At 70.7% G+C, this 19,975-nt stretch carries 16 protein-coding genes; 6 read left to right on the forward strand and 10 right to left on the reverse strand.

The window, feature by feature from the left end:
- From ACFVVO_RS05445 to ACFVVO_RS05455, 3 genes are all read left to right on the forward strand, one after another.
- Window positions 1-2,020, forward strand: a 2,020-nt coding sequence (locus tag ACFVVO_RS05445) for a PAS domain S-box protein (protein ID WP_390051913.1), incomplete at its 5' end; no start/stop codon positions are given.
- A 117-nt stretch (window positions 2,021-2,137) separates the two neighbouring features.
- On the forward strand, window positions 2,138-2,425 hold the full coding sequence (locus ACFVVO_RS05450; protein ID WP_199212454.1) for a metal-sensing transcriptional repressor: 288 nt from the start codon (window positions 2,138-2,140) through the stop codon (window positions 2,423-2,425).
- A gap of 88 nt (window positions 2,426-2,513) precedes the next feature.
- Window positions 2,514-2,999 carry an SHOCT domain-containing protein gene (locus ACFVVO_RS05455; protein ID WP_390051914.1) on the forward strand — a complete coding sequence of 162 codons (486 nt, stop codon included), beginning with the start codon at window positions 2,514-2,516 and terminating at the stop codon, window positions 2,997-2,999.
- 81 nt (window positions 3,000-3,080) lie between these two features.
- Here the strand turns inward: ACFVVO_RS05455 and ACFVVO_RS05460 are convergent, their stop codons facing one another.
- Window positions 3,081-3,632, reverse strand: a complete 552-nt coding sequence (locus tag ACFVVO_RS05460; protein WP_390051915.1) for a hypothetical protein — start codon at window positions 3,630-3,632, stop codon at window positions 3,081-3,083.
- A gap of 643 nt (window positions 3,633-4,275) precedes the next feature.
- Between ACFVVO_RS05460 and ACFVVO_RS05465 the strand changes: the two genes are divergently transcribed.
- From ACFVVO_RS05465 to ACFVVO_RS05475, 3 genes are all read left to right on the forward strand, one after another.
- Entirely contained in the window at window positions 4,276-4,803 is a 528-nt protein-coding gene (locus ACFVVO_RS05465; RefSeq protein ID WP_390051916.1) for a hypothetical protein, read from the forward strand.
- A 139-nt stretch (window positions 4,804-4,942) separates the two neighbouring features.
- A complete protein-coding gene (locus ACFVVO_RS05470; protein ID WP_390051918.1) occupies window positions 4,943-9,046 on the forward strand; it encodes an SGNH/GDSL hydrolase family protein in 4,104 nt (1,367 codons plus the stop codon).
- 88 nt (window positions 9,047-9,134) lie between these two features.
- Window positions 9,135-9,857 carry a hypothetical protein gene (locus tag ACFVVO_RS05475; protein WP_390051920.1) on the forward strand — a complete coding sequence of 241 codons (723 nt, stop codon included), beginning with the start codon at window positions 9,135-9,137 and terminating at the stop codon, window positions 9,855-9,857.
- Here ACFVVO_RS05475 and ACFVVO_RS05480 read toward each other — a convergent pair.
- The 9 genes from ACFVVO_RS05480 to ACFVVO_RS05520 form a co-directional block, all read right to left on the reverse strand.
- On the reverse strand, window positions 9,829-10,998 hold the full coding sequence (locus tag ACFVVO_RS05480) for an MFS transporter (protein ID WP_390051922.1): 1,170 nt from the start codon (window positions 10,996-10,998) through the stop codon (window positions 9,829-9,831). The genes ACFVVO_RS05475 and ACFVVO_RS05480 overlap by 29 nt on opposite strands.
- Window positions 10,998-11,504, reverse strand: a complete 507-nt coding sequence (locus ACFVVO_RS05485; RefSeq protein WP_390051924.1) for a GNAT family N-acetyltransferase — start codon at window positions 11,502-11,504, stop codon at window positions 10,998-11,000. Before ACFVVO_RS05485 ends, ACFVVO_RS05480 begins: the two co-directional genes overlap by 1 nt.
- A 1-nt stretch (window position 11,505) precedes the next feature.
- Complete coding sequence (locus tag ACFVVO_RS05490) at window positions 11,506-12,687, reverse strand: type III PLP-dependent enzyme (protein WP_390051926.1); 1,182 nt, start codon at window positions 12,685-12,687, stop codon at window positions 11,506-11,508.
- On the reverse strand, window positions 12,684-13,997 hold the full coding sequence (locus tag ACFVVO_RS05495) for a DUF6271 family protein (RefSeq protein ID WP_390051928.1): 1,314 nt from the start codon (window positions 13,995-13,997) through the stop codon (window positions 12,684-12,686). The genes ACFVVO_RS05490 and ACFVVO_RS05495 overlap by 4 nt, the downstream gene beginning before the upstream one ends.
- On the reverse strand, window positions 13,994-15,028 hold the full coding sequence (locus ACFVVO_RS05500; RefSeq protein ID WP_390051929.1) for a phytanoyl-CoA dioxygenase family protein: 1,035 nt from the start codon (window positions 15,026-15,028) through the stop codon (window positions 13,994-13,996). Before ACFVVO_RS05500 ends, ACFVVO_RS05495 begins: the two co-directional genes overlap by 4 nt.
- A 204-nt stretch (window positions 15,029-15,232) precedes the next feature.
- Window positions 15,233-16,720, reverse strand: coding sequence for a glycoside hydrolase family 3 protein (locus ACFVVO_RS05505; protein WP_390051931.1), 1,488 nt, complete (start codon window positions 16,718-16,720; stop codon window positions 15,233-15,235).
- A gap of 8 nt (window positions 16,721-16,728) precedes the next feature.
- A complete protein-coding gene (locus tag ACFVVO_RS05510) occupies window positions 16,729-17,559 on the reverse strand; it encodes a carbohydrate ABC transporter permease (protein ID WP_390051933.1) in 831 nt (276 codons plus the stop codon).
- Window positions 17,556-18,554 carry a carbohydrate ABC transporter permease gene (locus ACFVVO_RS05515; protein WP_390051934.1) on the reverse strand — a complete coding sequence of 333 codons (999 nt, stop codon included), beginning with the start codon at window positions 18,552-18,554 and terminating at the stop codon, window positions 17,556-17,558. The genes ACFVVO_RS05510 and ACFVVO_RS05515 overlap by 4 nt, the downstream gene beginning before the upstream one ends.
- Window positions 18,555-18,672: 118 nt before the next feature.
- Window positions 18,673-19,950 carry an extracellular solute-binding protein gene (locus ACFVVO_RS05520; RefSeq protein ID WP_390051936.1) on the reverse strand — a complete coding sequence of 426 codons (1,278 nt, stop codon included), beginning with the start codon at window positions 19,948-19,950 and terminating at the stop codon, window positions 18,673-18,675.
- Between the last annotated feature and the right edge of the window lie 25 nt (window positions 19,951-19,975).

A 19,975-nucleotide genomic window follows, 5' to 3' on the forward strand; every position in this document is an offset into this window, starting at 1 on the left:
CGCCTACACCCACAACCAGCAGGTCCGCCCCATGGGCGCCGGACTCGACCTCTACGGACTGCGCAAGGACGGCACCGAGTTCCCCGTAGAGATCAGTCTCAGCCCACTCGAGACCGCCGACGGCCTCCTCGTCTCCGCCGCCGTACGCGACGTCAGCGAACGCAAGGCCGCCGAAGAGAGGTTCCGGGGGCTGCTGGAGGCGGCGCCGGACGCGATGGTCATCGTCGACGACCAGGGCATGATCCGACTCGTCAACGCCCAGACCGAAGCCCTCTTCGGCTACCGCCGCGAGGAACTCCTCGGCCACCCCGTCGAACTCCTCGTCCCCGGCCGCTTCCATCACCACCACACCGAACACCGCAACGCCTACACCCACAACCAGCAGGTCCGCCCCATGGGCGCCGGACTCGACCTCTACGGACTGCGCAAGGACGGCACCGAGTTCCCCGTAGAGATCAGCCTCAGCCCACTCGAGACCGCCGACGGCCTCCTCGTCTCCGCCGCCGTACGCGACGTCAGCGAACGCAAGGCCGCCGAAGAGCGCATCAACGAACTCGCCGCGCTGGTCGAGTCCTCGCAGGACGCCATCCTCGCCAAGACCCTCGACGGTCACATCACGTACTGGAACGCCGCGGCCCAGCGGTTGTACGGGTTCACGGCGGACGAGGTGCTGGGGCGGCACGTGGCCGTGCTGGCACCGCCCGAGCGCGGGGACGAGATCACGGCGCTCCTGAAGCGGCTGCGCCAGGGCGAGAAGGTCGAGCACTTCGAGACGCTGCGGGTCACCCGCTCCGGAGGCCTGCTGGACGTGGACGTCACCCTGTGGCCGACCCGGGGCCGCAACGGCAAGGTCGTCGGGGCGTGCGCGATCGTCCGGGACATCGGCGACCGCAAGCGCGCCGAGGCCGAGCTGACGGAGCTGTACGAGCAGCAGCGGCACATCGCGCTCACGCTGCAGCGCAGTCTCATGGGCACGCCGCCCGCCATCCCGGGCCTCGCCACCGCCAGCCGCTACCTTCCGGCGACCCAGGGCGCGGGCGTGGGCGGCGACTGGTTCGACCTGATCCCGCTGGGCGCGGGCCGGGTAGGGGTGCTGATCGGCGACGTCATGGGCCGCGGCCTCGAAGCCGCCGCCGTCATGGGCCAGTTGCGTTCGGCCGCGCACGCGTTGGCCAAGACCGGAGTGCAGCCGCGGCAGCTCATGCAGACACTGGAGAGCGTCGTCGCCGACCTCGACGTCCCGGACCAGCTGGTCACCTGCTGTTACCTGGTGATCGCCGCCGACACGGGGGAGGTGACGATGTGCTCCGCCGGTCACCTGCCGGTCCTCGTCATCGCGCCGGGCCGGAGCGCCCAGGTGCTCCCGGCGCCCGTGAACGCCCCCCTCGGGGTCGGCGGTGTGATCTACGAGCAGCGCCGCACCACGGTCGAGCCCGGCGCCACTCTCGTGCTGTACACGGACGGGCTGATCGAGACGCCGGGGACCGACATCGAGGACCAGCTCACCGAGCTGATCGCCACGCTGGACAGGCTGCCGGACACGCCGCCCGACCTGGAGGCCGCCGCCGAACACGTCCTGTCCACGCTGCTCCCCGACGCGGACGGGCACGACGACGTCACGCTGCTGCTGACCCAGCTCCCCGCGGCGCCGCTGGCCACGGTCACGACGGACCTGCCCGCCGCCGCCGAGTCCGTACGGACCGGCCGCGACTTCCTGGGCAAGGCGCTTGTCGCCTGGGACTGCACAGGCACGGCGGACGACGCGCTCCTGTTGCTCTCCGAGGTCCTCACCAACGCCGTGCAGCACGCCCAGGGTCCGATCGGGGTGCACGTGTGCCGCACGGACACCGCCCTGACCGTGGAGGTCAGCGACCGCAGCCTGCATCTGCCCCAGCCCCGGCTGGCGACGCAGGACGACGAGTCCGGTCGCGGTCTGCTGCTCGTCCGCGCCCTCGCCGACGACTGGGGTGTACGCCCCACCGACGAGGGCAAGACGACCTGGTTCAGCCTCGGGCTATGAGCTCCGGCGACGCGCCGGGATGACGGAGGCGGCCGCCGCTGTTGTGTCCCTTGGTGGTCGACGGTGTCCCGAACCGGGACGTACAGTACCCCTAGGGGTATTTTTCGAGGAGTGATCGTGGAACTGGATCTCGCGGGTGCGGAACTCAAGTCCGTCCTGAACCGTCTGCGCCGCGCGCAGGGCCAGATCTCGGGCGTGATCCGGATGATCGAGGAGGGCCGGGACTGCGAGGAGGTCGTCACGCAGCTGGCCGCCGCGTCCCGGGCGCTGGACCGGGCGGGTTTCGCGATCATCGCCACCGGCCTGCAGAAGTGCATCACCGACATGGAGGCGGGCCGCAAGGACGGCGAGGACCCCGAGCAGATGCGGACGCGGCTGGAGAAGCTCTTCCTCTCGCTGGCCTGAGCGGCGCCGGAGGGGCTTTCCGTACAACCTCTTGATCGCGGCGGGTGTCTGATGGTCACCAGCACTCGTACTCCCAGAGAGACCGCACGTGACCACCGCCAAAAGACGCGCCCGACTCGCGCTCACCCTCGCCGGACTGATCATCGCCGCCATCGGGCTGATCATCTACGGCCAGGCCGCCGCCGACGGTGACGCCGCCGACCAGGCGGCCATCGACGCCTCCGCCGCCGACTGGGCCGACATCATCGGCTACGAAGCCCACCAGTCCGTCAAGGACGCCGCGTTCGAGGCCGAGCAGGACAAGCGCATCGCCGAGGAGGACAAGACCTTCGGCCTGGTCCTCGCCGGTATCGGCGTCGCGGTGTTCGCCGGCCGCTGGGCCGTCCGGCCGGCGGTGGCCACCAAGCCCGTACCGGCCGCGCTTGCCGTCCCACCCATGCCGGTGACCACCCCCGCCCCGGCTCCCCCGGCCTCGGTCGCCGACGAGCTGACCAAACTGGCCGCACTCCGCGACCAGGGTGTCCTCACCGACGCCGAGTTCGAGCGGCAGAAGCGGCAGCTCCTCGACCGATGACGCGACGGTGCCCGCGGGCACCGTCGCGTCATCGGCAGCGGCTCCTGCCCCTCGGCAGGCGTTCGGGAAGCAGGGCTCCCGTCAGTCACAAGGCGTAGCCGACCTCACCCGGTCGATGATCGCGGTGCTGCCGGACCACATGATCGCGGTGACCGGCGGGCAGTTCATGTACATGGGGTTGCCGCTCTCGATCTTCACGGGGCCGGCGTACTGGCTGTAGGTGCCCTCGTCGGTCTTGCAGCCGCCCTCCCGCAGGCCGGCGCACAACTTCAGCTTCATGTGCTTGGCGCCCGAGGTGTTGTTCTCGAACACGGAGCAGACGCCGTACGCGCCCCGCACGTCCTTGGTGTACGTGAACAGGGTGCCGAACCGGCGGGAGTCGGGCAGGCGTTCGGCGTTGTCCAGCTTGTAGCCGCTGCCGCAGAGCGTCGTCGCGGCGCCGACGGCGGCGGGGTCGGCGGCGGCGACCGCACGGGTGTCCGGGTTCTGAGCGCCACGGGCGGTGAGGTGAACGCCGGTGCCGGCGACGAGACGTTCGCCGTCGGGGGCACTGCGGGCGAACGCCTGCGGGGTGGCCAGGGTCGTGGCGGCGATCACCGCACCGAGGGCGGCCACACGGATGAACTTGCGCATGGGAGTGGGTTTTCCCTTCAGGACATGCCGGGGCCCAGGTGGCGGCATGGCAATGCGCCCCCGTGACGATTCCCCCGTCGTTGACAAGCGCGCCGCGGCAGCTGGTCGGGCTGCCCTACGCGCCGGTAACCATAGGCAGACGCCCGGCCGGAGCGTCAAGGGCCATCGGTGCCGGGCTGATGGGGAGTCACGTCTCCCCGGAGCCGCGACTTCCGACGAATCCTGACTGTTTTCAGCCATTACCGATCTTCACGAATGGCTCACATCTTCTTCCACTTCCGGAGTGGTTGACCGGCTTCACCGGCCATCCCCGCCGTCGACAGCGTCTGTTGGCACAGACTCCGTTTCACTGAGCGACTTTGCGCCACCACTGGATCCGGCCCTTCTGCCGGTGTTTCCCGTGTGTCTACAGTGACGGGCGCCCATCGCAGGCATCGGACCCGACCAGTCCGGCCGGGGCGCCGACCATCCACGGGGACCATCGATCCGCGACTCGCCGCGCCCACCCCTGCCCGCTCACGGAACGGGCCACCGGGACCGCACGGGCATGGCCGGGTTCGCGTACACGCGTGCCGGTCCAGCGCGGCGGAAGCGGCGGCACCCCACCGATGTCGTACTCCCGACACACCAGTGAGGAACACTCATGCGCAGGACGCTGACCACCGTCGGACTCGTCTCAACCGCCGTCGCCCTCGGCGCACTTCTCGCCGGTCCGGCCGCCGCCGCGACGACCGCGACCACCACCACGTTCGACGTCACCTTCCCCGGCAGCAAGCCGCAGACGGAGTACTACGTCGACAACAGCGCGGCACTGAAGAACGGCAAGCTCACCACGAGGTCGATGACGTACTGGCAGATCCTCGACGACCAGGTCATCGACAACTCCAAGCGGTTCACCAGCTTCAAGATCACGAGCCGGGTGGAGGAGCGTCTCACCAAGACCAGCGAGGACCACGTCGTCACCAGCAAGACCTGCGACCTGACCCAGCTCGTCAACGACAACTACACCTGGTTCCAGGACGAGCCCGCGAACAACTGCGTAGCTCCGTCCCCCGTCTACGACGGTGAGGTGTTCTGGTCGACCGACGCCACGATCGTCTACGACATCGAGGGCGACGGACACGGGGCCTTCACCAAGGAACTGACGGGGTCTCCGCTCGTCCACGGCTGAGACACGCTCTCGCACCGGGCTGAGGACGCTTCCCGCCGTACAGGTGGGCGGACCTGACCAGTTCGCCTCCTGTCGGTGAGGCCCCTCGCTTCCGCGCACCACAACTCCACATCAAAACGGGGAACACGGGGAATCTCTCTTGAGAGCAAGAAGACACAGACTCGCGCCGCTGGCCGCCGTGGTGGCCTGCACCGCGCTGACCGGCACCCTCATACAGGCCGCTCCCGCCCTCGCGGCGCCGCGCCCCGGCTCCGCACCGGACCGGTCCGGGCCGACGCCGCCCGCACGCGTCGCGCATCCCGACAGCCTGCTCGGCAGGGGCTGGAAGAGCAGCGCCGACCGGGCCGTGACCGCGGCCGCTGACACCGGCGGGCTGAAGATCATGGTGGCCGACAGCAGCCGGGCATACGAGTGGAAGACCGCCGCCGTCCTGTCGGAACCGGGCCTGACGGCGGACTCGTGGATCGGCAACCAGTGTGTGCTGGACCGCGACCATGTCGCGGCCGTCTACGCTCCGCGCACCTTCACGAACAAGCCCGACCTCATGCAGGGCGGCGCCTTCGCCGCCATCGTCAACACCGCCGACGGGCACGTGACGAAGCTGCCGTTCACGGTGTCCCTGGCCTACTTCGACCCGTCCTGCAACACCCGGACGCACACGGCCGCGTTCACCGCCTTCCGGAACATGAACGACCCCGCCAGGACACGCACCCGTGTGGTCACCGTCGACGCGGCGGGCAGGGCACTCGACGAGGCGGCGCTCAAGGGCGAGGTCACCAGTGCCGTCCCGGTCGCGGACGGTGCGGTGGCCGCGCGCGGCCGCGACCTGGTGCACATCGACCGCTCCGGCAAGGTGAAGAGCCTCGCCACCGGGGACAGCGTCCCCTTCGACATCCGGCCGACGCGGGACGGCCGGATCGGCTTCGTCGACCGCGAGGACACGAAGACCGTGCGGGCGAAGGTGTGGTCCGGGCACGGCAAGCCGGCCCTGGTCGCCACCGGGAAGCTCGGCGACCTCGACCTGATGCCGGGCGAGGCGGGCCGGGTGTTCCTCACCGGCCGCCCCGGGGGAGCCCCGAAGACACAGGGCACCGGGATCACCCGAATCGACGCCCCAGCCGACACGGACATCTCCACCCTGGGCCGGCTCGCCGTCGAACCGGTCCTCACCCCGGGCGTCCGCGCGGGCCTCGCGCACGTCAGGAACGCCGGCAAGGGCTTCTCCAAGGCGGAGCCCCGCCCGCAGGGCGACCCCGCGCCGACCCCCGAGACCGTGGCGGCGGACCAGCCGGTGACGGTCACCAGCACCGCCACCGCCACCGGCAGGAAGGTGGAGCAGACGGTCGCGGACACGACCGCGCCGGGCGGCAAGAACCCCTCGCCCGCGCTCCCCGGCACCGGCGCCAAGGCCGGGCGGCCCTCGCTGTCGGGTGTCGCGGACCCGAACGCGCAGTTCGACCCGCGCGACACCGACCGCATCTGCGCCGTCTCCCGCAACGACGTGAACGCGCAGGCGCTGCAGCCGACGCCGAACCAGGTCGAGTGGGCCGTCGACATGGCCGTCCGCGGCCAGCTGCGCGCACAGTACCTGCGGCAGGGCGGCTACCGCAGCCAGGCCGTCCTCGGCAACATCGACCCGCAGAGCCTGTTCCCGGTGCCGAAGCTGGCGGGCGGTGACGGCAAGGGACGCATCCCGGCGAACGTGCTGCTCGGCATCGTGGCGCAGGAGTCCAACCTGTGGCAGGCCGAGAACGGCTCGATCCCCGGCCAGATGGGCAACCCGCTGGCGGCGATGGACGGTTACTACGGCCGCAAGGCGGTCAAGGACGACCCGAACGCGTACTGGCAGATCCACTGGGACAAGTCCGACTGCGGTTACGGCGTGGGACAGGTCACCGACGGCATGCGCCTGGCCGGGCACGAGAAGACCGACGACAACGGTCACAAGGAGACCGCCCTGTCCCCAGCCCTGCAGAAGCTGATCGCGACCGACTACGCCACGAACATCGCGGCCTCGATGTCGATCCTCGCCGACAAGTGGAACGAGGTCCACGAGAGCGGGCAGAAGGTCACCGTCAACAACGACGACCCGGCGATGGTGGAGAACTGGTTCACCGCCGTGTGGAACTACAACCTCGGCTTCAACCCGGCCTCGGACGCGGGCAAGAACGCCGGCCACTGGGGGCTGGGCTGGTACAACAACCCGGCCAACCCGCTCTACAAGAAGAGCTGGGGCCACCCGTTCATGGACACCGACGTGGACGGCCCGGAGGCGAACAAGGACGCCGCGCGCCCGCAGGACTGGCCGTACGAGGAGAAGGTGATGGGCTGGGCCGCCTGGTCCATCGACACCGGTTTCTCCTACGGCACCGACGGCCACCAGGACTGGCCGGGTGACTCCGGGTTCTCCTCGGCCGGCTTCCAGCCCGCGTGGTGGACGATGAAGGCCTACCGCAGCATGGTCTCGCCGCCGCTGGACGCGTTCTGCAACACCAAGAACGGCTGTGACGCGAACGTCCCGCCGAACTGCTCCAACGAGGACTGCTACAAGCAGTACTGGTGGAACCAGCCCAACGTGACCTGGAAGTCCGACTGCTCCATGAGCTGCGGACACGAGAACATCAAGTACCAGACGCTGATCTCGGAGCCGGGACAGGGCCATCGGCTGAAGGACGGCACCCCGGTGTGCACCGGCGCACCGTCGGGGGCGAAGGTCGTGGCCTCGGTGGCGGACGGGACACCGACGTGGTCCGACTGCGGCCCGGTCAAGTCCGCGGGATCCTTCGGGTTCCACTTCAACGCCGACAAGGACGGCCGCTACGAGGGCAAGGAGGACCTCCACCAGGTCGGCGGCGGCTACGGCGGGCACTTCTGGTACGCCCACACGCGCGACGCCGACCACCTCGGCGGCGACGCCGGCCGGATGACCACCACCGGCACCTGGACCCTCGGGCAGAACATGACCTGGGCCCGCGTGCTGGTGCACCTGCCGGACACCGGCGCGCAGACGCGGCTCGCGGGCTACCACGTCCTGAACAGCGACAGCAAGAGCCCGGAACGCTCCGTGCAGCAGCGCGCCGGGCGCTGGGTGAGCCTGGGCGCCTTCCACTTCACGGGACGGCCGGCGGTGACCCTGTCGAGCTCCACCCAGGACGGCACGGCCGACGAGGACATCGCCTGGGGCGCGGTCGCGTTCCAGCCGCTGGCGGGGAAGCCGAAGAACTCGGTCGTCGCGATGGGTGACTCGTACTCCTCCGGCGAGGGCGCCTCCGAGGGCGACCGGGACTACTACCCGGAGACCAACTACCGCAGCAAGCTGGACGACAACGCCCGTGACGCCTGCCACCGCTCCACCCAGGCGTGGTCGCGCCAGGCGAAGCTGCCCGGGGCGTCGAAGTCCATCGGCGAGCTGGACGACTCGCTGGACGCGAACATGGACTACCACCTGATCGCGTGCTCCGGTGCCCGCACCTACGACGTGCTGACCAAGGAGAAGCAGATCGACGGCGCGTACCAGGGCGGTGTGGTGCAGACCAACAGCCGTGAGCTGCCGCAGATCGACAAGGGCTACCTGGACCAGAACACCACCCTGGTCACGATCTCCATCGGCGGCAACGACTCCCGCTTCTCCGACATCTTCCAGAAGTGCCTGCTGTCCTTCGGCGGCGGCAACTGCAAGGACAAGAAGTTCGAGGAAGGGGACATGGACGGCGACGTCCACGGGCGAGACGGAGGATTCGTCGGGCAGACCCTGGAGACGGCCGTGCCGGGCGTCATCAACCAGGTCGTCCGCCCGGACATCTTGAAGACGCTGGCGCAGATCCACGCGAGGGCGCAGAACGCGAAGATCGTCCTCATGGGCTACCCGCCGCTGCTCTCCGACAAGGGCTCCTGCCTGAAGATCAGTGCGCTCGGTCTGTCCTCGGAGTCCGCGGACTGGCTCAACGCCACCGCCGGCACGCTGGCGGCAGCGATGCAGGGCGCGTCCGACGACGCGAAGAAGAAGGGGATCAACGTCTGGTTCTCCAACCCGGCGAGCGACTTCGCGGGCAAGGGCGTGTGCGGTGACCCGGAGCAGGTCCACGGCATCGTCAAGACGCTCGTGAAGTCCGACAGCCCGAGCAACGACTGGCCCTGGCTCAGGGACTACGGTCTGTCGGCCCAGTCGTTCCACCCGAAGATCGGGGGCGCGCGCCTCTACGCGAACTCCCTCGAGCGCACCATGGCAGGCATGGGCCTGTGACGATCACCCGTGATCGCTCCGATCACTGACCACTCCGGGGCAGCCCGCACAGGGCTGCCCCGGCTTCGATCACGAAGGGACACCGGCGATGAGGGTGAAGTCAGGTCTGCTGCTCGCGCTGCTGCTGTGCGCGGGCACGGCCACCGGCTGCGCTCACGACAATCGAGCCGTGAGCCCGGAGGAGGCCCGGAAACTAGCCGGAAGCAGCCAGGCGGTCGCGGCCCGGCAGAAGGTGGAGAAGCGGCTGCGGAAGGTGGTGCGGGAGTACGCCGACCGCACTCCGCTCACCCTCGGCATGGTCGCGGTGTGGGACGACTGCCGGACGGGGAAGGGCAAGCAGCCGTTCTTCCAGGACGGCAGTGACACGTACAAGATCAAGTGCGGGATGACCGTCACCGCGTACTTCGGTGCCGATCCCCGGCACATGGACGATGTCGTCGACGGAATTCTCACCGCCGGCGAAAGCGGCTCGGACATACCGTTCACGCATGACGAGGCCGGCAGCAAGCTGCTCGCCTACTACCGGCACGACGGCCCGAATCCCAACGGCCCCAAGGACGCGGACCCCAGCGAGGTGTTCGCCTGGGGGGACACGCTGACCTGGGACCCGGTGCGCGACCACGACCCCGGGCGCCTGGTCCGTGAGCCGTACGCCGCGAAGAACGATCCACCGGTGCGGCGGTTCGTGCGGGAGCCGCGGTCGGCGACGGTCGCCGGCGTCCGCAAGCGGTACGGCATGGTGTTCCGGCTCGAGTTGATGTCCGGCGACTACTACACGGTGTTCAAGAGCGGCCGGACGCGGACTGGATGACCCTCTCCCGCCACGGGATCCAGGTCGCCGCGAGGGTGACGATCAGCGCCGAGGCGGCGACCGTGGCCATGCCCAGGGTCAGGCCGCCCGCGCCCGCCACGAAGCCGATCAGCGCGGGGCCGGCGAGCAGGCCCGTCGTTCCCATCGCGGCGACCAGGGACAGCGCGTCCGGGCCGCGTTCGGCGGCGGCCACGTACACGCACGGGGTCACCGCGGCCGCGCCCAGACCGACACAGGCGAAGCCGAGCAGGGTGGGCACCACCCCGCCCGCCGGCAGGGCGAGGGCCAGGCCGAGGCCGGCCACGGCGCTGCCGGTGCGCACCACGCGGGCGTCGCCCCAGCGGTCGCGCCAGTGGTCCGCGCGCACCCGGGCCAGCAGCATCATGGCCGAGACGACGGCGATGCCCATCGGCGCGACGGCGGGCGAGGCCCTGACGACGTCCTTCAGGTAGAGCGTGGACCAGTCGTTCATGGCGCCTTCGGTGATGGTGCCGAACGCCATGGCGCAGCCCATGACCAGGGTCTTCCCGGAGGGCGTGGCCAGGCGTGACCGCTTCTTCGGGGTCTCGGGGCCAGGGACCGTGTGCGGCAGCAGGCCCCGGCGCGCGGCGGCGAGCAGCAGGAGCAGGAGCGCCGCCGCCACCGCGAAGTGGGCCGGGACGGACGGGGTGACCGCGGTGACGCCGGAGGCCAGGAGCGCGGCGGCGAGCAGGCCCGCGCTGAACGTGGCGTGCAGCTGGGACATGGCGGTGCGGCCGTGGGCCGCTTCCAGCGCCGCGCCCTGCGCGTTCATCGCGACGTTCAGGCAGCCCACGGCGACACCGTCGGCGCAGATCACCAGCAGGGCCAGCGGGTAGTCCGGCACCACCGACAGGGCGGCCAGCAGCGCGGTGAGGCACAGGGCGGAGGCGAGGGACAGGCGTCGGGAGCCGACCCTGCGCATCAGGTGGGCGACCAGCGGGAAGGAGGCCGCCGCGCCCGCGCCGCAGGCCATCAGCAGCAGACCCACCTCGCCGGCGCCGAGGTCCAGCCGTGCCCTGAGTGCGGGCAGCCGCGCGGCCCAGGTGGCGTACTGCAGGCCGAGGAAGCAGAACAGCGCGGCGATGGACCACTTGGCGCGGCGGAAGTCGGAGCGCTCCATCAGCCGGCCCTCCGGTGCGCGGAGGTCACCGGCGCGGACATGTACACCGCGTCACCGCCGTAGCCTGCGGGCAGTCGTGCCCCGGGGTGCGGCTGGTAGCCGTTGGTCCGCCAGAAGGGCTCCTTGCCGGCGACCGCGATCAGCGACATCGTGCGGTAGCCGCGCGCGTCCGCCGCGTGGGTCAGGTGGCGCACCAGGCGGCTGCCCAGTCCGCTGCGCCGCAGGGGGGCGCTGATCACGAGGTCGTGCAGATGGAGGTTGGGCGACCGGTGGGCGACGCGCTCCGGCCGGGTCAGGTCCGGGTAGCGGAACATCGGGTAGGGCAGGGCCAGTACGTAGCCCGCGAGGCGGCCGTCGAGGTCCAGGACGAAGCAGGTGCCCGCCGCGGCCCGGGAGCGCAGTCCGGCCTCGCCCTCGGTGAGCGAGGTGTCCGCGTACGCCCCGGCCTCCAGGGCCGCGACCTGGGGCCAGTCGGCCTCGGTGATGCCGCGTATCACGTCTGTCATGTCAGTGTTGTCCTTCCGGACCGCGCGTGCAGACGCACGGCAGCGGGCGGATGCCGTTGAAACCCCGGGTGGTGTAACTGGTGGCGTAGGCGCCGGCGGAGAGGATCCAGACCGGGTCGCCGGAGGCCGCGGCGCGGGGGACGTGGGCCGGGTGCCGGCCGCCGCCGTAGGCGTCGTCGCTGTCGCAGGTGGGGCCCGCGACGACGGCGGGTACGCGGTCCCCGTCCGGGTGGGTGGGGAAGAGCAGCCGGTGGCTCACCTGGTCCATCTCGTACAGGCCGTTGAACCGGCCCACGCTGAGGTAGAGCCAGCGGGCGTGGCTGCCGTCCGGCTGTGTCCGCCCGGTCAGGCGGTAGACGTGCGCGCGGATGGCTCCGTGGTCGGCGACGAGGTGCCGCCCGGGTTCCATGACGAGGCCGAGCGGGCCGGCGGTGAGACCGCTCAGGCGCTCCATGCCCTCGCGGATCACGGTGAGGATCTTGTCCAGGGGCGGGTCGAGGGGTTCGCCGTGCCGGTCGAGGTAGCCGAGCGCGGGCAGGCCGCCGCCGAGGTTGACGTGGTCCGGCGCGATCCCCAGCCCGTCCAGCGTCACGAGCACCTCGGCGAGCAGGTCGAGGGCCTGCTGCCAGGCCTCGCCGGTCATCTGCTGGGAGCCGACGTGCACGGAGAGGCCGGCCGGGGTGAGTCCGGACGCGCGGGCGGTGGTGAGGATGCGCACGGCGTCCCCGGCGGAGCAGCCGAACTTGCGGTTCAGGCCCCACAGGGCGCCGTCACCGCTGGTGGCGAGGCGGCAGAACACCCGGGCGCCGGGCGCGTGTTCGGCGATCGCCAGGACGTCCTGGAGGCTGTCGGTGGCGAAGGTGCGGACGCCCAGCCGGTGGGCCTCGGCGATGTCCGCGTCGGACTTGACGGTGTTGCCGTAGTGCACGCGGTCGGCGGGTACTGCGGTGCGCAGGGCCTGCCGGATCTCGGCGGGGCTCGCCGCGTCGAAGCCGGCGCCCCGGTCCGCCAGGCACCGCAGGACCTCGTCGACGGGGCAGGCCTTCAGGGCGAAGCGGACCTGGACCCCGGGCAGTTCGGCGCGCAGCCGGTCGAGTTGGTTCTCGATGCCGACGAGGTCGTAGACGATGCGGTCCGCCGGGGCGTCGGCCAGTGCGGCGGCCAGTCGCGGGCCGGGTCTCACGGTGACCCGCTTCCGGGTGCGGTGTCGCGGGCCGCGTCGACCAGCGCGGGCCAGGCTTCCACGAGCAGGGCGAAGTCGTCGATGTCCCGGCGGGCCCGGTCCAGCAGTTCCTCGCGCCGGTACGTGAGCCGCTCGGCGAACTCCTCGTAGCGCCCGCCGAGTGTGCGGTAGGCGGTGTCGATCCGGTCCAGGCGCCACGCGTTCTCGGCGCGGTCCAGGGTGGTGCTCTCGCGCAGGAACTCCACGACCGGTCGGGCCCGTACGCGCTGCCGGTCGTCCAGGAGGGCGGCGCCCGCCGCCGCCATGCGGTCGTAGACGTGGTGTAAGTACAGCATCGAGAGCAGGAACTTCACGAAGCGGGTCTGGTACGCGAGGAAGCCCGCGTCGGTGCGGCGTTCCGGGGTGTGGAAGTTCTCGATGTGCCGGTTGTGCAGGACGCCGGGGAGCGTGGCGTCGTGGACCAGGTGGGTGAGGAAGTAGTCGCTGCCGATGGTGTCGGTGGCCGGGGGCAGCGGGATCCGCTCGTACACGTCGTGGTGGAGGGCGATGTTGCACATGTCCACCCGCATCGGGTCCACGAGGGTCAGGGTGGAGTGGTCGCGGGTGAAGGGGGTGGTGCCCGCTCCGGTGAAGGACTCCTCCACCAGCCGGTGCCTGGCCTCCGGGTGGCAGTCGGCGGGCGCCCACAGGCCGACGACGTCGTGGTAGACCCCCTCGTCGAGGCGCCTTATCTCGGCGATGTCGACGGAGAGTTCACCGATGAAGGAGGCTCCGGCCAGGGACACCGGGCGGCCGGTGTGGGCCGGGTCGAGGTCGGTGACGGTCACGTGGGCCGAGGCGTCGGCGGCCCGCAGGCCCAGCGAGGGCAGTTCGTGGTGGACGGGGAAGACCTTCTCCCCGTGCCGGACCTGGTAGGTGCTGTCGGAGTCCCTGCGGTGCACCGACCGGCAGCCGAGGGCGGCGGCCAGCAGGAAGGCGCGGTCGGTGCAGGCGCCGTAGGAGACGCCGGCGGGGAGCAGGAGGCCGAGCATGCGGTCCGGCTCGGGCAGGCCGGCGCGCCGGATCGCGCGGCGCAGGAAGTCCCGCTGCGTCTCCTCCCCGAGGTGGTGCACGGTGACCCCGGCCGTCGGCGGGAGCCGCGCGACCACGCGGGCGTGTTCGGCCCGGGTGCGGTCGTCGCAGGAGTCGAGGATCAGCAGCTGGACGTCGGCGCCGAAGTGCCGTGCCGCGTAGGTCGCTTCCTCGTGGATGGCGCGGATGGTGGCGGGGCAGGCCCGGTTGGTGGGCAGGCACAGACAGACGCGGTTCACTGTGCCCCTTCCGTGCCGGACCAGGAGTCCAGGCCGAGCACCCTGCGCCCGAGTCCGTCGAGTTCGGCGGGTCCGTAGCGCAGCGCCTCCGGCCGGCGGGCGTCACCGAGCAGCGTCGCGTTCCAGTCGGGGGTGCTGAGCGTGCGCCAGGACTCGACGCGGGACCGCCGCAGCTCCGTGTGCTCCTCCAGGGCGGGCATCATCGACAGGTACTGGACGGCCCGCAGGCCGTGGTCGGAGCGGTTGGGTGCCACGCCGTGCGCCAGCAGCCCGTTGAAGATGAGCAGGTCGCCGGCCTGGAGGTCGGGCCGGACCACGGGGAACTCGGCGCGGTCGGCGGCCGGGCGGACCGGGTCGCGGCCGGCCGGCTGGGCGAGGCGCCACTCCTCGAAGCGGCGGAACAGTTCGGGGGCGCACTGGAATCCGCCGAGTTCGGGGCGGGTGTCGGTGAGCGCGATGATGCCCTGGACCCGCTGCGGCAGTACGGCGAGGGTGGTGTCGACGTCCCAGTGCAGCTCGATGTCGAAGCCCTCGTCGGTGGGTTCGATCAGGGAGCGGGAACGGGTTCGGATGTTGGGCGGGTTGAGGTTGAGCCGGTCCAGGGTGACCCACAGCTCCTCGCAGTCCCAGACGTCCACGAAGGCGTCGTGGACGCGGCGGGTCTGGCGGCTGTCCCAGATGAGCTGGTGGTGGTAGGCCTCGACGAAGCCGTAGATGAACAGGTGCCGGTCGAGTTCGGAGCGGAACTCCGGTTCCACGTACCAGGTTTCGGGGCGGTCGGGGTCGAGGCCCTGGAAGTCGAGGGCGAGGCCGAGCAGGCCCTTGGCCTCGCCGGGGGTGATGGCCTCCCGGACGACGACGTAGCCGTAGGTCTGCCAGAAGGCGAAGTCCTCCTCGGACAGCACCCTCAGGGGCTGGGACTTCTCCAGGTCGCGCAGCGGGGTCGGGGCGAGATAGGTCTCGCCGTCCGCGCTGAAGTAGGGGCGGCCGGAGGCCGCTCGGTGGAGGTAGGGGGTGGTGGGCTGGTGCATGCCGTCACTCCGTGGTGATCGAACAGAAGCGCCCTCCCAAGCTGGACTAGACCAATTGAGGGTGTCAACGACTACCGGTCGGTACCCCGGCAAAGTGCCGCCCGACTGCCGCCGCAATGCCGCTTGTCGGGCATGGGAAAGGCCGGCACCGGGCCCCGGTGGGGGGCTCGGTGCCGGCCTGGTGACGGCTCCGGCGTGGCTGCCTCAGCCCGCGACGACGGCCTCCGCCGCCGCCACACCGCAGACGCGGGCGGCGCCATGGGTGGCGATGTGCGCGGCGCCGCGCGGCGCGGCCTGCGGGACGCCCATCTCGACCACGACGGTGTCCGGGCGGGCGGCGAGCAGGGCGTCCAGGGCGGAGCCCATCCAGCCGTGCCGGTGCTCGTCGCGGACCACGGCGACGATCCGCCGGCCGCCCGCCGCCGCGAGGGCCTCGCGGCCCGCGTCGGGCCCGGTGAACGAGCCGGCCGTGCTGCCCGGGAGCAGCCGCGTCAGCTCGGCGGCCACGCCCCACGGCGTCTCGTCGCCGACGGCGATGTTCGGCGCCGGGTCGAACCGGGCCACGTACACCGGTTCCGTGACCGGCGCGGCGGCTCCGCCGCGGGTCACGGTCAGCGCGCGGCGGGCCGCGACCAGGCCGATCTCCGGTTCGGGCACGACGGTCCCGGCGTCCTTCCGGGCCGCGGCCGTCCACCCCGCCAGTTCCCGCACCCGCGAGGCCGCGTCGGCCAGCCGCTCCTCCGGCAGCTCGCCGGAGCGCACGGCGGCCACCAGCGCGTCCCGCAGGTTCAGCACGGTGGCCTCGTCGCACAGGCCGCCGCCGACGCAGATCGCGTCCGCGCCCGCCGCGATCGCGAGGACCACCCCGTGCTCCAGGCCGTAGGTCCCGGAGATGGCGCGCATCTCCATGCCGTCCGTGACGATCAGGCCCTGGTAGCCCAGTTCGCCGCGCAGCAGGTCGGTGAGGACACGGCGGGAGAGGGTGCCGGGGCGGTCCGGGTCGAGGGCCGGGACCAGGATGTGCGCGCTCATCACGGCCCGGCTGCCGGCCGCGATCGCGGCGCGGAACGGGGGCAGTTCACGCGCGTACAGCGTCTCGGCGTCCACGTCGATCCGCGGCACCGCGTGGTGGGAGTCGACGTTGGTGTCGCCGTGCCCGGGGAAGTGCTTGGTGCACGCGGCGACACCGGTGGACTGCAGGCCCTCGACCCAGGCGGCGGTGTGCCGGGCCACCAGGTCGGTGTCCGCGCCGAAGGCCCGCACCCCGATGACGGGGTTGTCCGGGTCGGCGTTGACGTCGGCGGACGGCGCCCAGTCGAAGTTGACGCCGCAGGCGGCCAGGCGCCGGCCCAGCTCGCGCGCCACGCCCCGGGTGAGGCCGGGGTCGTCGACGGCGCCGAGCGCGTGGTTGCCGGGGAAGGACGAGCCGGTGCGCACGTCCAGGCGGGTGACGTCCCCGCTCTCCTCGTCGATGGCCACCAGCAGGTCGTCCCGCTCCGCGCGCAGTTGCGCGGTCAGCGCGGTGACCTGCTCCTCGGTGACGACGTTGCGGCCGAACAGGGCGACGGAGGCGAGGCCTTCGCCGAGCCGGCGGCGCACCCAGTCCGGGGCGGTGGTGCCGTCGAACCCCGGCTGCAGCACGGCGAACGCGTCCCGGGTGAGGGTGTCCGGCCCAGTGGCGAGTGTGGTCATCGGGGGCGTCATCCCTTCACGGCGCCGTCGGTGAGACCGCTGACAGCCTTGCGTTGCAGGAAGATGAACAGGATCAGGATGGGCAGCGCGAACAGGGACGAGGCTGCCATCGTGGCGCCCCAGTCGTCACCGAAGGCGGTCTGGAACTGGGACAGCCACAGCGGCAGGGTCTGCTTCTCGATGTCCTTGTTGAGGATCAGGACCAGCGGGAACTCGTTCCAGGCGGTGATGAAGCCGAACAGCGAGGTGGCCATCAGACCGGGGGCGAGCAGCGGGAAGATCACCCGGACGAAGGCCTGGGTACGGGTGCAGCCGTCGACCATCGCGGACTCCTCCAGCTCCTTCGGCACGGCGGCCACGTAGCCGCGCAGCGTCAGGATGGTCAGCGGCAGCACCATGATCGCGTAGAAGACGGTGAGCGGGACCAGGCTGTCGAGCATCTCGTTGTCGCGGACCAGCATGTAGATGGCGATGACCATGACCTCCCAGGGCGCCATCTGCGCCAGCATGAAGGTCACGATGAAGCCGCGCCGGCCCCTGAACCGCATCCGGGCGAGCGCGAAGGCGGCGAACAGGGCGATGACGAGTGACAGCAGCACCGCGCTGACCGTGACGGTGACGGAGTTGAGGACCAGGGTCCAGAAGTGGTCGGCGTCCACGGCCTTGGCGAAGTGGCCGGCCGTGATGTTCGTCGGGAACCACACCGGGTTCTCGGAGATGATGTCGCCGGTCGGTTTGAAGGCCGTCGCGAACATCCAGTAGACGGGGAACACGAAGCCGGCGAAGAGGATGACGGCGGTCGCGTTGGGCCAGATACGGCCGAAGACCGAGCGCTTCACAGCTCGTCCTCCTCTTGCTTGAGCACCATGCGCAGGTAGTACGAGGTGATGACGAGCAGCACCAGGATGGTCAGGAAGGAGATCGCCGCGCCGACTCCGAAGTGCTGGTTGCCCACGCCCTCGACGAAGGCGTAGATCGGCAGGGTCTCGGTGAGGTGGTCGGGGCCGCCCTCGTTGATCGCGAAGATCTGCGGGAACGCCTTGAACACCCAGATGACTTCGAGGAACGTCGTGGCGTAGAGGAACGGCCTGAGGAACGGGAAGGTCACCGAGGTGAAGCTCTTCCACGCGCCGGCACCGTCCAGGGACGCGGCCTCGTACAGCTCCTTGGGGACCGTGGTGGTGGCCGCGTACAGGTTGATCGCCACGAACGGGATCGACTGCCAGACGATCAGCAGCGTGATCACGGAGAAGGTGGAGAGCTGGGAGCCGAACCAGTTGTAGTCGGCCATGGAGTGCCAGCCGAGCTTGTCCAGCACCCAGTTGACGACGCCGAAGCGCTGCGCGAACAGCCACTGGTAGACCGTGGTGGCCGCGATGACGGGCATGGCCCAGGCGAGCACCAGGCCCAGCAGGAGCAGCAGCCGCATCTTCTTGCCCAGCCGGGCCAGCAGCAGCCCGGTCAGGGTGCCGAGCAGCATGATCAGGACGACGTTGACCGCGGTGAAGACCACCGACCGTTCGACGACGTGCCAGAAGTCCGAACCGGACAGGACCTCTTCGTAGTTGTCGCCGCCGTTCCACTCGGTGAGGTGCTGGATGAGCTGCCGCGGGTTGAGGTTCTGGAACGACAGCATGCCGTTCTTCACCAGGGGCCAGCCGAGCAGGATCAGTGTGGCCAGCAGTGCCGGCAGCAGGAGCAGATAGGGAGCTGCGGCGCCGCGGCGGGCGGACGGGGCGGAGCCGCCGTCCTCACCCCTCGGCGGCGCCGGCACCCGGGCCTTGTGGACAGCGGGCTCCCCGGCCGTGTCCGTGCCTTCGGTCTGCACTGACATGAGTTGCCATCTCTTCCGTGACCGTACGGGCCGTGTGGGCTGTACGGGCTGTACGGGCTGTACGGGCTGTACGAACGACTGAGCCGGGGGCGTCCGCCGACGCCCCCGGCGCGGGTCATCAGTTCTGCTGGGCCAGGCGCTTGTTGATCTCGCCCTCGACCTGCTTGGCGGCGGCCGCCGGGGACTTACCGTTCAGCACCGCGGTCATGTAGGACTTGATCGGGTTGGGGGTGTTCTCCACCGCGGCCCACTCGGGGATCAGCGGGGTGGTGCCGCCGGCCGCGGCGCCGGGAGCGGCGGCCTCGGCGGCGCCGTTGCCCTTGAGGTTGCTCTCCAGCGACTCCTTGTTCGGGATGACGCCGTTGAGCTTGGCGAGCCGGCCCTCGTACTCGTCGGACAGGGCGATCTTCAGGAACTCCTTGGCCAGGGCCTGCTTCTTGCTCCCCTGGGCGACGGCGAGGTTGGAGCCGCCGAGGAAGACGCCCTCGGGCTTGTCGGCGCTCTCGCCCGGGATGGTGAAGTAGCCGAGGTCCTTCTCGATGGACTTGTCGGCCTGGATCGCCGTGCCGGCCTCCCAGCCCATGCCGATGAAGGCGCCGGTCTTGCCCTTGGCGAAGATCGTGGCCTGCTGCGGGGTGGCCTCGTCCTTGTCCTTGGGGGCCTTGGAGTAGGAGGCGTACTTCTTGTAGAGCTCCATGGCCGCGGAGACCTTGGGGTCGCCGAGGTTGGACACGTACTTGTCGCCCTGCTTCTTCACCAGGTCGGCGCCCTGGCCGATGGTCAGGCCGTCGAAGAAGTACCAGTTCTGGCCGGGCAGGTAGAGCGGCTCGGCGTCGGTCTTCTTGCCGATGGCCTCCAGGTCCTTGAAGAACTCGTCCCGGGTCTTCGGGGTGTCCTTGATGCCGGCCTTCGCCCAGATCTTCTTGTTGTAGATGACGACGCGGTTGGCGAAGTACCAGGGAGCGGCGTACTGCTTGCCTTCGAAGACGGAGGACTGCGAGACGGACGGAGTCCAGTCCGAGCCGATCTCCTGCTTGAGCTCGCCGAGCTCGGCGAGACCGCCGGTCGCGGCGTAGGCCGGGGTCTGGGTGTTGCCGACCTCGATGACGTCCGGCGGGCTGGACTCGGAGAGGGCGGTGGTGATCTTCTGCTGGATCCCGTCCCACTTCTGGATCTCGAACTTCAGTTTGGCGCCGGTCTTCTTCTCGAAGGCGGCCTGCACGTCCTTGGACCACTGCGGCGGCGCCGAGCCGTCCATCGTCCAGACCGTCAGGGTCTGGCCCTTGAAGCTGTCCGGTCCCGCGTTCTTGCCCGTGTCCTTGTCGTCGCCGCCACAAGCTGAGACGGAGACCATCATGCCCGCGATCACGATCGCGGCAGCAAGCTTGCGCTTCACGCCACCCTCCTCAGGGATGCCATTA

The organism is Streptomyces sp. NPDC058145 (assembly GCF_042884245.1).
In the GTDB taxonomy this organism is placed as follows: Bacteria; Actinomycetota; Actinomycetes; order Streptomycetales; family Streptomycetaceae; genus Streptomyces.

What these genes read in the sequence shown, in the direction of transcription:
- ACFVVO_RS05460 (WP_390051915.1), bottom strand. Translation starts at nt 3,632, where the DNA reads ATGCGCAAGTTCATCCGTGTGGCCGCCCTCGGTGCGGTGATCGCCGCC.
- ACFVVO_RS05485 (WP_390051924.1), bottom strand. Translation starts at nt 11,504, where the DNA reads ATGACAGACGTGATACGCGGCATCACCGAGGCCGACTGGCCCCAGGTC.
- ACFVVO_RS05500 (WP_390051929.1), bottom strand. Translation starts at nt 15,028, where the DNA reads ATGCACCAGCCCACCACCCCCTACCTCCACCGAGCGGCCTCCGGCCGC.
- ACFVVO_RS05480 (WP_390051922.1), bottom strand. Translation starts at nt 10,998, where the DNA reads ATGGAGCGCTCCGACTTCCGCCGCGCCAAGTGGTCCATCGCCGCGCTG.
- ACFVVO_RS05515 (WP_390051934.1), bottom strand. Translation starts at nt 18,554, where the DNA reads ATGTCAGTGCAGACCGAAGGCACGGACACGGCCGGGGAGCCCGCTGTC.
- ACFVVO_RS05475 (WP_390051920.1), top strand. Translation starts at nt 9,135, where the DNA reads ATGAGGGTGAAGTCAGGTCTGCTGCTCGCGCTGCTGCTGTGCGCGGGC.
- ACFVVO_RS05505 (WP_390051931.1), bottom strand. Translation starts at nt 16,720, where the DNA reads ATGACCACACTCGCCACTGGGCCGGACACCCTCACCCGGGACGCGTTC.
- ACFVVO_RS05465 (WP_390051916.1), top strand. Translation starts at nt 4,276, where the DNA reads ATGCGCAGGACGCTGACCACCGTCGGACTCGTCTCAACCGCCGTCGCC.